The sequence below is a fragment of the Aphanothece hegewaldii CCALA 016 genome, assembly GCF_003007785.1.
In the GTDB taxonomy this organism is placed as follows: domain Bacteria; phylum Cyanobacteriota; class Cyanobacteriia; order Cyanobacteriales; family Microcystaceae; genus Chroococcus; species Chroococcus hegewaldii.
The window spans coordinates 54,725-69,129 of record NZ_PXOH01000006.1 but is presented as its reverse complement, the minus strand read 5'-3'; the positions used below and the strand labels follow the sequence as shown (position 1 = coordinate 69,129).

15 protein-coding genes are annotated in these 14,405 nt (G+C 35.2%); 7 read left to right on the top strand and 8 right to left on the bottom strand.

Annotation, left to right across the window (positions count from 1 at the left end; all coding sequences use genetic code 11):
- Nucleotides 1-2 precede the first annotated feature (2 nt).
- Nucleotides 3-1,445 (bottom strand): TM0106 family RecB-like putative nuclease, encoded by a 1,443-nt coding sequence (locus C7H19_RS07600; protein WP_106456281.1) that lies wholly within the window; start codon nt 1,443-1,445, stop codon nt 3-5.
- 179 nt (nt 1,446-1,624) lie between these two features.
- Between C7H19_RS07600 and C7H19_RS07595 the strand changes: the two genes are divergently transcribed.
- Nucleotides 1,625-2,800, top strand: coding sequence for an aminotransferase class V-fold PLP-dependent enzyme (locus tag C7H19_RS07595; protein WP_106456280.1), 1,176 nt, complete (start codon nt 1,625-1,627; stop codon nt 2,798-2,800).
- Between the two features lies 1 nt (nt 2,801).
- Here C7H19_RS07595 and C7H19_RS07590 read toward each other — a convergent pair whose 3' ends face one another.
- From C7H19_RS07590 to psbP, 5 genes are all read right to left on the bottom strand, one after another.
- Nucleotides 2,802-3,155 carry a hypothetical protein gene (locus tag C7H19_RS07590; protein WP_106456279.1) on the bottom strand — a complete coding sequence of 118 codons (354 nt, stop codon included), beginning with the start codon at nt 3,153-3,155 and terminating at the stop codon, nt 2,802-2,804.
- 103 nt (nt 3,156-3,258) lie between these two features.
- The gene (locus C7H19_RS07585; RefSeq protein ID WP_106456278.1) at nt 3,259-3,747 is read right to left on the bottom strand and encodes a GNAT family N-acetyltransferase; all 489 of its coding nucleotides are present in this window, start codon (nt 3,745-3,747) and stop codon (nt 3,259-3,261) included.
- 7 nt (nt 3,748-3,754) lie between these two features.
- The gene (locus tag C7H19_RS07580; RefSeq protein WP_106456277.1) at nt 3,755-4,384 is read right to left on the bottom strand and encodes a ribonuclease D; all 630 of its coding nucleotides are present in this window, start codon (nt 4,382-4,384) and stop codon (nt 3,755-3,757) included.
- Complete coding sequence (locus C7H19_RS07575; RefSeq protein ID WP_106456276.1) at nt 4,381-4,980, bottom strand: Maf family protein; 600 nt, start codon at nt 4,978-4,980, stop codon at nt 4,381-4,383. The genes C7H19_RS07580 and C7H19_RS07575 overlap by 4 nt, the downstream gene beginning before the upstream one ends.
- Before the next feature lie 2 nt (nt 4,981-4,982).
- A complete protein-coding gene (psbP, locus tag C7H19_RS07570; RefSeq protein WP_106456275.1) occupies nt 4,983-5,534 on the bottom strand; it encodes a photosystem II reaction center PsbP in 552 nt (183 codons plus the stop codon).
- Nucleotides 5,535-5,593: 59 nt separating this feature from the next.
- Here psbP and C7H19_RS07565 point away from each other — a divergent pair, with 59 nt between their 5' ends.
- Nucleotides 5,594-6,379 (top strand): tetratricopeptide repeat protein, encoded by a 786-nt coding sequence (locus C7H19_RS07565; protein ID WP_106456274.1) that lies wholly within the window; start codon nt 5,594-5,596, stop codon nt 6,377-6,379.
- A 60-nt stretch (nt 6,380-6,439) separates the two neighbouring features.
- Here the strand turns inward: C7H19_RS07565 and psb34 are convergent, their stop codons facing one another.
- Nucleotides 6,440-6,619, bottom strand: coding sequence for a photosystem II assembly protein Psb34 (gene psb34, locus C7H19_RS07560; protein WP_106456273.1), 180 nt, complete (start codon nt 6,617-6,619; stop codon nt 6,440-6,442).
- 212 nt (nt 6,620-6,831) lie between these two features.
- Between psb34 and C7H19_RS07555 the strand changes: the two genes are divergently transcribed.
- The 5 genes from C7H19_RS07555 (at nt 6,832) to C7H19_RS07535 (ending at nt 11,748) form a co-directional block, all read left to right on the top strand.
- A complete protein-coding gene (locus C7H19_RS07555) occupies nt 6,832-8,586 on the top strand; it encodes a hybrid sensor histidine kinase/response regulator (protein ID WP_106456272.1) in 1,755 nt (584 codons plus the stop codon).
- Nucleotides 8,587-8,920: 334 nt separating this feature from the next.
- Nucleotides 8,921-9,691, top strand: coding sequence for a DUF6816 family protein (locus tag C7H19_RS07550; protein WP_106456271.1), 771 nt, complete (start codon nt 8,921-8,923; stop codon nt 9,689-9,691).
- A gap of 113 nt (nt 9,692-9,804) precedes the next feature.
- On the top strand, nt 9,805-10,023 hold the full coding sequence (locus tag C7H19_RS07545) for a hypothetical protein (protein WP_425428872.1): 219 nt from the start codon (nt 9,805-9,807) through the stop codon (nt 10,021-10,023).
- A gap of 15 nt (nt 10,024-10,038) precedes the next feature.
- Complete coding sequence (locus C7H19_RS07540) at nt 10,039-10,308, top strand: ParE family toxin-like protein (RefSeq protein WP_106456269.1); 270 nt, start codon at nt 10,039-10,041, stop codon at nt 10,306-10,308.
- A gap of 222 nt (nt 10,309-10,530) precedes the next feature.
- Nucleotides 10,531-11,748 (top strand): ATP-dependent 6-phosphofructokinase, encoded by a 1,218-nt coding sequence (locus C7H19_RS07535; protein WP_245927366.1) that lies wholly within the window; start codon nt 10,531-10,533, stop codon nt 11,746-11,748.
- A 139-nt stretch (nt 11,749-11,887) separates the two neighbouring features.
- Here C7H19_RS07535 and C7H19_RS07530 read toward each other — a convergent pair whose 3' ends face one another.
- On the bottom strand, nt 11,888-14,092 hold the full coding sequence (locus tag C7H19_RS07530; RefSeq protein WP_106456267.1) for a DUF2828 family protein: 2,205 nt from the start codon (nt 14,090-14,092) through the stop codon (nt 11,888-11,890).
- Nucleotides 14,093-14,405 lie beyond the last annotated feature (313 nt).

Here is a 14,405-nt window from a genome sequence, read left to right as displayed (position 1 = left end):
ATTCATGCGAGAAATTTAACCATCCAATTTTTGAGATGATACGTCGCTTTACAATCATCTTCGTTATAGCGCAAAATAGATTCTAGAAGTTGACGATCGCCTGTTTTAACCCATTGATCATACCAGCAAACGCATTGATCACCGCTTACACCAGGATCTCGCCATTGAAAACCTATCCAATTAGCCAAAGATTTGAGAGAATAACTTTCGACAGGAAGTGTCAATAATTGAGTTACTTGTTGATGTAGATCGACACAACGAGATAATATGGGATAAATTTGATGGATCGGCGTGCCATAGAGATAAGCTAATCGTTTAATTGTTTCGACTTCGTATTCAGCAAAATGAAAAATCGGTGCATGGGGATAATGAGTTACTAATTTTAAAAATTCTTGCCAAATCAATTTTTCATCTTCGGGATTTTCGGCTAAAAAAGGATAAAACTTTTGTGTATTTTTTACATTATCGACTAATAAAACGCCTAATAAATAATCTAAGTTTTGTTCGGGTTCTGCTTCAATATCAAAATATAATTCAATAGAACTACTTGGAATATTTGGTCTATATTGATGAGAATTATATTTACGGAAGGCTTTATTTTCAATAATTGATTGTGCTTGTTGTTGTAGTTGGGAAGCGACTTCTAAACCGATTAATTCACCTAAATTATGGGGAGAAGTAGAGGCTAAAGCTTCAACCGTAAAGACTCCTAATGTTTGTAAAGATTCATAACGATTGGGGGTAATACCAGGAACAAGAGAAAGATGTTGTTGAGATTGTGCGATCGTATAACAATAACTGTGCCAATGACATAAACTACAACGTTGACGAGAAATAAACACCTCTGGTTCTTGTTCTTTAATAAGCATTGAAATACACTCAGTAAGAGTTTCTAGCATTCGAGGTATCCAAGTATCTAACTCAACAAAAGTCCGATTCTGACGACGTAAAATAATTTGAGCGAAATTAGGTTCAACACCTTGAATACTCGTTAATAAATCTGCATGATAAGCAGCAATTAATTTATATTCAGGTTTTGGACGACGGCCTAACTGAATTGATATAGAATAATATTGCCAGTCACCAAACTTAGATTGTCCTGGTTGTTTAATTAAAAGATGTGGTGTACCTAATAAGGAAATAGTATGACCTTGATAGGAAACTTTTCGTAATAAAACACCTTGATGAATACAAGATACACCCTTTCTCATTAACGCTTCTGTTGCTTCGGCTAATGCTTTAAGATCTAATAAATCAGTATGAGGACGTTGAGAGTCGGGGAAAGATTCGAGTAAAACCTTTTCAACATGATAATGACTTTCTTGACGAAGTTTAAGCAAAAAATCTCGTTCAGGATCTTTTAGTTCTCGGTTGCCGTAAACATTGAGAAAAGCACGACGTTGACAGCGTTTATAATCTAGAAGTAGAGCATCAGTAAGCAGCATTCTTCTCGTTTTTCGTGAAGCTTTAAAAAAAGTATATGATAAGATGAGGGGTAATCCTGTATAAGTAAAGATGATCCCTTTTTAACCCATTCTTCCCTTACGGTAACAAAAAAATCACTTTAAAAACGAAAATCAAAGCTAAGATAGCCAAAGCATACCATAATCATTGCTCAGGATTTATGCTTGATACTGCGACTATCACTCACCAACTCGAACAGCACCGACAAGAATTTCCAGGAATCAACAATAAACTCTATTTTAACTTTGGGGGACAAGGCCCTTTACCCCGTGCATCACTAGAAGCTATTATTGATGCTCATAAATATCTACAACATCATGGCCCGTTTTCGACGAAAGTTAATGCCTGGGTACAGCAAAAAACTGAATTTCTCAGACAAAATATCGCCACAGAATTAGGAGTTATTCCCGAAACGATTACCATTACGGAAAATGTGACAGTGAGTTGTAATATCGCTTTATGGGGTATTCCCTGGCAAAATGGCGATCGCATTTTATTAACCGACTGTGAACACCCAGGAATCATTGCAACGGTTCAAGAAATCGCTAAACGTTTTGATCTGACGATTTCAACTTGTCCTATTCAAGATACCTTAAATGATGGTGATCCAGTTAATGTAATTGCTCAAGCTCTCCAAAATAATACACGCGTATTAGTCTTAAGTCATGTTCTTTGGAATACAGGACAAGTCTTACCCTTAGCCGAAATTGTGCAACTGTGCCACAAAAATAACGTCTACGTCCTTGTTGATGCCGCGCAGTCGGTGGGATGTCTACCATTAGATTTATCGCAGTTACAGGCTGATTTTTATGCCTTTACAGGTCATAAATGGTGGTGTGGTCCGGCGGGTGTTGGTGGATTGTATATTCGTCCCGAAGTTTTTGGGGAGTTGCAGCCAACTTTTATCGGATGGCGTGGGATAGATGTAACGACTGACGGGCAACCGAGTGACTGGAAAGCTGACGGTAGACGTTTTGAGGTGGCTACTTCTGCTTATCCACAATATGAAGGGTTACGGGCGGCTATTTCGGTACATCGTCACTGGGCAACGGCAGAAAAACGATATGATCAAATCTGTCAACTGAGTGGTTATTTATGGCAACTTTTATCAGAAATAGAGGGGATTGAGTGTTTAAAGAAAACGCCCCCACAGTCGGGTTTAGTTTCTTTTAAGACAAATACAATATTACCCCAACGACTGGTACAAGAATTGGAAAGACAAGGATTTTTATTAAGAACGATCGCTGATCCAGCTTGTGTCAGGGCTTGTGTCCATTATCTAACAATGCCTGCTGAAATTGAGCAATTAGTTGTCGCCATTCGGAAAATTATTTAGGTTAATGAATTGATTTAATTTTTTCTTTCTGAGAAATTTCTTTATTTTGGCTATGAAACTTGTCTAGAAGTTGATAAAATCGCTCAAATCCTTGTTTTTCATCCGAACAGTAAAGCATAATAATCTTAGCCCAAGAATTAGATGTATGAAGATTATATTCTTTTTCGATAAATTGGTGAAATTCTTGATAAAATTTTATTTCTTGTTCTGTTGGCTCAATCCCTAACTCACGTCTAGCCGTTTTATAACCTACCAAAAATACAAATAGTTCACAAACTGAAGGATGACTTAGATACAGCCCAGGTTTAGCTTTAATTTTGCTTAATAATTCAAATAAACCACCTTTCTTATTCATTTTACCTAATCTATTAATTCATAGCAAATCAGAAAATTAATTGTAGGGGTTTGGTTTCCAAACCCTCTCATTTACCAGATTTGGAGATTAAATTCCTACATTATTAAATCTTCTTAACATAAATCCGATCGCATCTTTTTGTCTCGACACCAGAACTAGGTAAATAACCATTTTTTTCATATAATTGTACTGCTTCTTTTAAAACAGAAGCCGTTTCAATCCATATTTCTTGAAAACCTTTTTCTTGAATTGTTGTTTCGAGTTGCTGTAATAAATATTTTCCTAAACCTTTGCCGCGTACTTCTGGTAATAGATACATTTTCCGAATTTCGACGGCTTTTATTCCTCTATAAATTGGATAATATGCCGCCGTACCTAAGATTTTAGGAAAATTTTTATTTTGTTCTATCACCCAAAATTCGCCTTTTTTTTCTAAATAATAGGATTCAATTTCAATCACATCTTGATCGGCTTCTTCGGGTTGCCAAGGTAAGCCATATTCTGCTAAAACTTGTTTAATGACTGATGCCGCCGCCATGCGATCGCTCTTTTGCCAATCTCGAATTAGATAAGTTTTATAAGTCTGATACATTCCGTTTCTAATGTTCAAAAATATCTTTAAATTGATGTAAATCTAAATCGACAAAAACTGGAATACAATCAAAGCATTTTTGGGTAATTTCCCATCGTTCTTCCCGTTGTAGCATTACCGTTAGTTTATCGCGTACTGGAATTAAATATCGCACATCATTTGCCGCATAACTAAGTTGTTTTGGCGTTAAATTAGCCGCATTTCCCCAATCTGAACTCTGAGCAGATTTATCAAGTTCTATTCCTTCTAATTCTTGAACTAAGTTTTTTAATCCGTGATTACTGGTATAAGTACGGGCAATTTTACTGGCAATTTTTGTACAAAAAATCGGTTTAGTAACAATCCCAAAATGATAACGAAATTGAGCCACATCAAACCTAGCAAAATGAAAGATTTTTTCGATGTTTTCCGCTTCCATTAACTGTTTTAAATTTGGGGCTTCGGTTTGTCCTCTGGCGATGCGAATTGCGGTAACATAACCATTAGCATCACATAATTGAATTAAACATAAACGATCGCGTTGTGGATTAAGTCCCATTGTCTCGGTATCAACAGCGATCGCATTCGTTTCTAAATAATAGTTTAGTGCTTCTGCTGATAAATCTCCATCAAAAACTTGAAAATTGTCGAGTGTCATTTATTTGTTTTCCAAAAATCAATAACTTGGTAGCCTAAATCTTTTAACATATTTCTTAGCAAAGGTAAACTTAAACCAATAACATTACTATGACAGCCTTCGATTTTTTCGACAAATAAGCTACCTTTTCCCTCTATGGCAAAACTGCCGGCACATTTTAGGGGTTCCCCACTATTCACATATGCTATGATTTCATCATCACTGAGATCAGCAAAATAAACCTGCGTAATCCCACATCTAATCAGTCTCTGTTGTTGCCGTTGATCAATTAAAACATGACCTGTATATAAAGTTCCTTGATTACCTCTCATTTTATGCCATCTGACGATCGCTTCTTCTTTTGAATTCGGTTTACCGTAGATTTCGCCATCAAGTTCTAAAACCGAATCACAACCTAAAATTAAAGCATCAGAGATTTGATGGGCGACAGTTTCGGCTTTACAATGGGCTAAAGTTTGCACTAAATCCATCGTATTGTCTTTTTGGATCAATGATTCATCAAAATTACTTTGATAAACTAAAGGATCTATTCCAACTGTCTGTAAGAGTTTGCGACGCGCAGGAGAAGCAGACGCTAAAACAAAAGTGAGATTCATACTTAGTAAACAAAGAAAGAATTAGCGACTGAAGAAAAAAGAGTTTTGACTTGTTCCCAACGTCTTTGGGGAGTGGATAAACTAAAAGTGTACAGTTTTCCGTTATTAATCGTCACACTAGCTAACTCGTGTCTTGGTGGTTTGTTGGGCATCTGTACAAGATATTCTAAAATGTAATAAGTTTTTCCTTTGTTTTCAAGGGTATCAGCTTGTAATAACTCAACATCTCGTTTCACATTAGGATCATCGTTTAAGCGTCTAAGAAAATGATAACCGACATCCGTCGCGCTGCCTAAATCTGCTAAACGCTGATTTTTGTCTACAGAACTAATAATAACGCTTAGATTTTCGCTACGTTCGATAAAATCTCTAAAGACGGTATCCACACCCTCTGAAGCATTCTGAACATCTACGGGTATCCAACCGTTAGGATAGAAAAAGCCATACCCTTGTTTATTATTGACATAGCTTTGTAAATTACTGATCCCTGGGGAACAACTCACTATCATAAAGCTGACTATGATCAGTAGGATAGCAACAATAGACTTATACATCCTTTGTGACTTGAGCTTGGCTGTCCTATTTTATCGTGATTCGATGACTTAAATTAGACATGAAACGCTCTTTTATCCTTGGTAGTATAATGACGCTGATTGGATTAACGAATCCAAAATCTACTCAAGCACAAACAGTTGTTTTACTGATGGCGCAAAAACAAAGCGCAGTTACATTTTATAACCTTGGGGTAGATCGGTTAAATGCGCGGGATTATAAGGGTGCAATTACTAATTTTAGCGAGTCGATTAACATAAATCCCAATGATCCTGATAGTTATTATAATCGTGGCTATGCTGAGTTGATTTTGGGAAATTATCAAAAAGCGATCAATGATTATACTAAAGCAATTCAACTCAATCCCAAATATGCTTATGCTTATGGGAATCGTTGTTATGCAAATTATCTTTTAAAAAATTACAGTACTGCTATCACCGATTGTACTAAAGCGATTGAATTTCAGCCAAATTCGGCGGATTATTTTGTTTATCGAGGAAATGCTCAAGATGATGGGGGTAATCACAAAGCGGCTATTGCTGATTATACTCAAGCAATTAGTCTTGATGGGCGTAGGGCGAGAGCGTATTACAATCGTGCTTTAGCTTATAATCGTGCTGGAGAACATGAAAAAGCTCTTGTAGACTATAATGAAACGATTAAAATTGAGCCTCAGTTTGCCGAAGCATTTCATAATCGGGGCTTAACTTATTTTAAATTAGGACAAGAACAAAAAGCGATCGCCGAATTACAACAAGCATCTCAACTGTTTACGGCACAAGGTAAAGCGGAAATCTCTCAAAAATCTCTCAACGCAATAAAGGTGATTCAAAATAGTAAACAGTAAACAGTCAACATTAAATTAAAACTGATTACTGATTACTGATTACTGATTACTGGTTACTGATTAGCTTACACTGGAGGCGTAGACTGCGATCGCAATCAATCCGCCAACTAAAACGAGGGCTGCTGCACCTAAAATAAGGTAAGTTCTTTGTTGACTTCTCGACGGGGGTTCTGCCTTATAAACTTTGGGTTCACTGGCAAAATTGTTTAAACGTCCGCCTTCTTCCGTTGTATACGGCATTTTGATCTAACCTCGAAAATTTTAAAATTATCTTTATATTTATCTTACATTCTTCATGCAAAATAATAAAACTTTACAAAAACATAAATCACTTAATAAAGAGACAACTAAACAAGGTTCTCTTGCATGAACTAAAAAAATACTGTCACGGATTGGGATATCGGCTTAAACTGGGAATAACGTCTATCTGCTTTTTGTTAAAGTGTTTTGATATGGCTTGGATCAGCAACGCCGCACTATTGACAGTAATTGCCTTCTCAGGGGGGTGGTGGTGGTGGTATCACAAAAAAACGACGAGATTGCAAACACAACTTAGAGAAAAAACACAGCAACTACAAAAATCCTATGCAGAATTAGATCAGGCTGTTGCTTCACACCAAGACGCACAAAAACAAGATCAGATGGCTCTAGAATGGGCTAATTGGACTCAAAAAAACTTAAGCGCGAAAATTAGTTCTGAATTTAAAAACCCGCTACATACAATTTTAGGATATGCGGTACTCCTACAACGATATCCTCATCTAGCGCAAGAAGAACCCGAAAATCTCGAACAAATTCGGCAAAATGGCGAACATTTATTAGCTTTAATCAATGATGTTTTAGAAATCATTCAACTTGAATCTAATCAACTTGAGTTACACGAAGCTAATTTTAATATTAGACGTTTCCTTGATTCCTTGGAAGAGACAATACAACCAAAAGCGATCGCCAAAGGATTAAATCTGGTTTTTTTCATTCCCCCAGATATTCCAACAAAGATCACGACAGATGAACAAAAGTTACGTCAAGTTTTACTGAATATTTTAGATAATGCGATCAAATATACTCAAACGGGATCAGTTACTTTAAGAGTTGGTATTAGCGATCGCACTTGGATGTTAGAAGAAAACGACGATCATCCGAGTCATCTCGCCACCCATTCACTCTTTTTTGAGATCGAAGATACAGGGGTGGGCATCCCTTCAGAACAATTAAAATGTATTTTCGAGCCTTTAAGTGCTAATGAACCTAAAATGCGATCGATGGGTTTAGGATTAGTTTCCAGTCAAAAACTTGTTAAATTATTAGGAGGAAAAATTACAATCACCAGTAAAGTAGCTCAAGGCACGATTGTTAAAGTCAAATTAACGGTAAAAGGTTGGGAAATTGCCCAATGGGATAGTTTTTTCCAAGGAACAGGGCAGATTATTGGACTTGCTCCCTATGAACCAGAATATCGTATTCTTGTTGTTGACGATCGTCGAGAAAATCGCTATTTACTAATTAAATTTTTAGAACCACTAGGATTTAAACTGGAAGAAGCCGCTAATGGAGAAGAAGCGATTCATTTTTGGTCAACTTGGCAACCGCATTTAATTTTTATGGATACTCGGATGCCTGTTATGGATGGTTATCAAGCAATAGCAGAAATTCAACGTTTGCAAGTCAGCAGTGAAGAACCTTTTAAAACAGTTATTATTGGTCTGAGTTCGGGTACAGTAGAAGATTACAGCGATATTAGTGCGATCGGCTGTGATGATATTCTACAAAAGCCGTTTGAAATAGAGACAATCTTAGAAAAAATTGCTCAACATCTCAATGTCCGTTATGTTTACGAAATAGAAGAAAAAGAAGATTTTGATGATGATGATCTTAGTACGATTCCTCTTTCAGAGTTTCCCACATCTACTAGCATTAATAATTCTATGGTGACACCATATAAAGATATGAGACGTACAAAAAACTCGTCATCTGATTTGAGATCTGAGTATCCTATTCCATCTAATAATCTAGAGGTAATGTCTCGTGATTGGATCGAAAGACTTTATTCTTGTGCAGTAGCTAGAGACAGTGAAGGAATTTGTCAGCTTCTCGAACAAATTCCTAGTGAGCATGAAGCTTTAGTTAGTAGTCTTCAAAGTTTAGTTGAGCAAAACAATTTTCGGAACTTAAAAGAATTAGCTCAATTTCTTTTATCTCGCCCATAATTTACTATTCACCATCTAAATTAAGCTAATATGTAGCCAGCCTGTAGAGGTTGATCTTATTTAAGCCAATAAAACAATTAGTAAAAGAAATCCCAGAAAGGATAATCCTGTCTGAATAAATAGAGGAAACGCTGCTGTTTTATCCATAATGAAAGTATTTTATGAACTCTTCTATTATTTAAAATAACACAATATTGCTTAAATGTATAGTAATGTTAAGTGAGTAATAATACTCAACTTTTGTCTAAAAATTTGGTGAATCGAAAAGACTCAATTTAAGTTATTCTTTTAAATTATCGTTGCTTACCTAAAGATTTTAACCAACTATTCAACAATGAAATATCGATTAATCATCAGTTTTTTAATTCTGATTTTCTTGATTTTTAATCCTTCTTTAGCCTTAGCCGAAACCGTTACAGAACGTTTATCAGCCTATCCAAATTGGCAACATAAACCAGAACTTGAGAAACACTATGGAGATATTTACTATCCCGAATGGCTACAAGGAACTTGGAATGTTAGCAGTATTTTGACCGAACAAATCGCACCTTTAGCACCAAAAGTAGTAACGCCTGGTTTTGAAAGTAATCGTCGTTATCTTCAACAAACCATGACTTTTCAGGTTCGTTTTTTGCCTCAAACCGTTTCTGCTTCTGTCCGATGGCCATTACCTCCTTTATCTTCCGTAACATCGTCAATAGTGGCAGATCGAGCGTTTAATGGACTCCAGATCGCACGTGCTTATTTAGGAGAAACAGGGGTAATTTCTGTAGAGACTGATCGTAAAAATCCAACGTGTTTAACAACTATTTTACCCCAAAAACGTAGATTGATTTCGACTGTGATTGGTCATAGTCAAGTTTCCCCCTCAACTGAACAATTTATGACGAGTGAATTAACTCAACAACAATTTAAAATAGATTCAAGTCTATTTATTAATGAAGTAGAAACGACTACAGCCTATCATCTCGTTAACCCTGAACAAATAGAAGCGACTCAAATTACAGCGATTTATTTATCTCCCCAAGATCCTGATTATTTTAAATCTCTCAATCAACCTGTAGCCCTTTATCGTTATCAACTTGTACTAAATTTAGCTTATTAAGATGATTTTACTCAATACAAAATAATATTAATATTACCTCATTTTTCCTTGACAAAACTTTTGTTTTGGAGCTATAATAGAGATTATAAAAAAAATGTATTAGACAAAAATCAATGATGTCAACATTACTTGAACAGGCGATTTGTCAACTAAAAAACCTTCCTACGAATCAACAAGATGAGATTGCTTTAATAATTTTGGAAGAAATAGAAGACGAACTCAAATGGGAGCGATCGTTTAATAATTCTCAAGATGTTTTGGCGAAACTTGCAACCGAGGCATTGCAAGAGTATCAGGCTGGAAAAACTCAAGAACTTGACCCCCAAACATGATGAAATAACTTACAAGTGAAATCATGTACAACAGCTAATTTTAGACAAACATTTTCTGAACTTCCTTTACCAATTCAAGAACAAGCAAGATTAGCCTATCGTCAATTTAAAATAAATCCTAGACATCCTAGTTTACGATTTAAACAAGTTAATCCAAAATTATCTGTTTATTCTGCCTGTATTAGTAAAGACTATCGAGCATTAGGTCAGGTAGAAAGTGATACAATAATTTGGTTTTGGATTGGTTCTCACTCTGATTATGATAAGTTATTATCACAATTATAATTTTATCTAAATCAATCAAGATTATTAAAAAATATTTAATAAAAATAATCTAAAATAAACTTTTATTAATTTATCTAAAGTAGCATCCAGATTGATAGTATTAATTAGGGTTTAGCTTTTCTATGTTAAACCTGAATAAATCATTAACAGTCAAAGATTTACTTCATTTATACTGTTTACTAAATAATGTACAACATTTATAGCAACACGCGAGAGTACATTGTGGTCAGTAATCAAAGCAGAAAAAAAATAGGTATTTTGACCAGTGGTGGAGACTGTCCTGGACTTAATGCAGTTATTCGAGCAGTGGTAAAAGCCTCGAAATTAAAAGACTGGGATGTATACGGAATTCCTTACGGCACAGATGGTTTTATCGATATTGCGAGAGGAAAATATCAACCCGAAGATTTAATTTTAACCAAGCATGGTTATAATTTACCTGGTATTCTTAAAGGCTTAGATGTTTTGCAGTTTTTAAGTGGCAGTGTTTTAGGATCTCTTAGTAGAGGATATACAGAACATTCGGAAATGACTGCAGCCATTTTAAGAGGATATGAAATTCTAGATTTAGATGTTTTAATTGTAATTGGTGGTGATGGAAGTCTAGATATTGTCCATGATTTGGCTGAAAAAGGAAATTGGAGATTAATCGCTGTTCCAAAAACCATTGATAATGATGTTCCTTTCACTGAATGGGCAGTTGGTTTTACTACAGCAGTGGATATCGTCACCCAAGCTTTATATGATCTTACTTTCACGGCGGCAAGTCATGAAAGAGTGATGATTGTAGAAGTGATGGGAAGAGATGCCGGACATTTAGCCCTTCATGCGGGAATTGCCGGAGGTGCAGATATTATTCTAATTCCTGAGTTAACTCCAGCGATTAATTTAGATATTATTGATGGTTGTTGTCACCAGTTGGAAAAATTACGCTCAGAAGGTCGTCAGTTTGCAATGATTGTGATTTCCGAAGGTGTGAGAAATGAACAAAATGAGCGAGAAAAATATATCGGCGATTATTTTGCCAGACGATTAGATGAGTATAGTAAAGTGTTATGTAAAGTCGATCATGGTTTCTGTCATCTTAATCAAATGGATTTACGCGTGTCTGTACTCGGACATTTACAGCGCAGTCGTCCTCCATTATCTTTAGATCGTCTTTTAGCTACCGTATTTGGTATTAAAGCCGTCGAATTAATCGAACAAGAAAAATACGATCAAGTTGTCGTCTGGCGCGAAGGTCAAGTACAAAGTGTCTCACTTAAACCTATTATTAATATTATTAAGAAATGTCATGCAGAAAATCGCTGTGCTTATCCCGTTGATCCCGATGGATTTATGGTTAAAACTGCGCGATCGCTAGGTATTTACTTAGGTGAAACAAATTCCTGTATTCTCCCAAATACGTTTAATTTTGAACATTTACCCGTATTTGTCTAATCTATTCGATGTATAAAAGAACAGGCTGGGGTTTTACTTTGATGTTCAATAGAACTAAGTATATTTGTTGCAGTTACCAGCCTTGTTTCCATTCTAATCTACTCAACTTGTCTTGGCAAGTCTTTAAAATTAAATTGTGTTACTGCACCACATATTTAACATTTCTTAAAATTAGCCAATTAATGGTACGATGATCGACCAAACGAATCCGATTTCGCTCAACAGGACATTCTATATCGATAACTGTACTACGACCCATTTTAGGTTCGACTTTTAGTAAATAACCAACGAGGGTTCGTTCTTCTCCTTGTATCGCTTCCTGACTCACTTTAGAGAGTGCTTTTTCTATTTCTAAATGACTAAGAGGATTGCCTTTTTTATCCTTAATAGCCGCCAATAATTTATCTTTAAGATCTTTCTCTCGAATTTGCTTATTAAAGTTGACTGTAAATATATAATTTCCAGCTTGTTCTAATATTTCACAAATTTCCGTACGAGAGACAATTTTCTCAAATTCATATTGACTAGCAGAATACATTCCCTCTTCAATAATATCTTTATCAATTTCTGAGCCGAATCCTCTTTCGTTAATGACGGCTATTGATTTAGGGTTGACTTCAACTACCTTATAATATTGAATATCAAAAAGATAATCGCCTAATTTAAGTTTAGAAAAATCGACTTTTTTTAGAGCAGTAGAGCGATTTTTAATGACATTTTTTTCGGTGACTTCGGCTGCTTCTTGCGATGTTCCTTGCAAAGCTTGTTTAATCGATTTTATTTCGTCTTTGGATAAATCTTTAGTGTGAGCAGAATAAGATTTAATCATACTGTCTTTAGTTGTACTGTCTTGACTTGTACTGTCTTGAGTTGGGTTATAACTAGATAAAGCTTGCCAACGGCGATATTTCTCTATATCTATTGTAGCTAACATTGCTTCGGTTGGGTTGATTATTTTTCCACTCATTAGGGATGTAAAAACATTGGGAGAAAATCCAGATAATAAAATAACGCGATCGTCATTCTTCGTCACGGGAAATTGATGAGATTTTGCATCCACATTCCAAAAAACTAACACAGGGCGAGTATAACCTGCGGCTTTAAATTTATCATCAATTGCTTGATAATTTGTCTTTCCTGATTGAGCTTGATCGAACTCCATATCAGAGATAATTAGAACCATTTCGGGGAGTTCTGAGTTAGAAAGACCGTTTTGTTTTGCTTTATTTAAAATTAAATCAAAAACCGCTTGAATATTGGTATTCATTGCCCAACTCGCACGACGCAAATTATTAACTTTCTCTCTTAAAGATTTACCTTTTAATTGTTCAAAAACTGGGCTACCAGAAAAAGTAATAAAACTCCCGCCCCAAATACTCGGATTTTTTTCAGCAAAGAAAATACCTAAACTAATTGAAACATCAATAGGACGTATTTTATTTGATGTGTACATTGAGCCAGAAACGTCAACTACTGGTAAAATAGCTCTTAAATCTCCTTGATCAAATGGATTAGGTAAAGCTTTCCATTGCAATTCTAAAGTTAAATCTTCGGGTTGATTATTTAAGTAGTTTCTGATAATATCATAAGGATATAATTGAGCGGCTTTAATCTCAGCTTTTCCAGCAGCCACATCATTTAGATATTGTTGATATCGAGTCTGATCGTGTTTACCAAAAGCATGACGATAAATCATACTTGCTCTAGAGGGAACCTGAGCATAATTAATCGTTTTCCATTCTTGAGCGCACATTTTTTGTTCAACAATTTTGATATATTGTCCTAAAGAAGCCAGCAAACGGCGATAATTTTTCGGAGATAAATTTAATTTGTTTTGAATAAGTTTCGCTTTATCCTCATTTTGTTTACCTTCACGGGGTAGCCATTTAGCACACAAAGAAATTGATAAATTTTTTTCCATATGGCTTAAATCATCATTGAGTTGCTTTCGGATTAAAGCTAAAATGGATTCTTGTAATGTGGGAATATCCAGTAATCTTATTAACATATCCCAACGTCCAAACTCTGGGATTAAAAACAAATTAGATTTGGCTGTTTCAAGATGATGATTAGCTAACCAAACAAATAAATAATAAAAAACGTCTCTTTCTCCACAACCTCCCCGACAATCATAAATCCAAGCCATAATCTGTATAGCGAGTTGCGGATTTTCTTGCCAAGCTAATGAAAAAAGGTTATGAATATAGCTAGGGCTTTGATTGCGAAGACTTCCACCTTGTGCAAAAAAATTCAGACAAGGGCTAAGAGTTGAGTAATGACTAACTGCGTTATTTTGAGTTAAAGCTTTATTGGATGTTGATAAAGACTGGAAAAATTGATTCATTACAAATCCTCCTATGTTGAAAGAACGTAAATAATAATTATTTTTTTCTCACTGCAAGTTAAATCAGCATCCTTTATAGTATAGATGTATTTATTATAATCCGAAAATGAGGATCGTCAAGCGCTCGTATTGTATTATCCTTGCAGTTTTTGGAATAAATCGTTAATATTCTCATATCTATGTCTTGATGTTTAATGTGTGATTTAAGATAAATAGTGTTTAGAAAAATTAAGCTTTTTAAAAAACTGAAAATATTGTTAAAAAACTTAAATTAAACGCCCAAACATCGATTAAGCCCCCTTTATAAAAAACA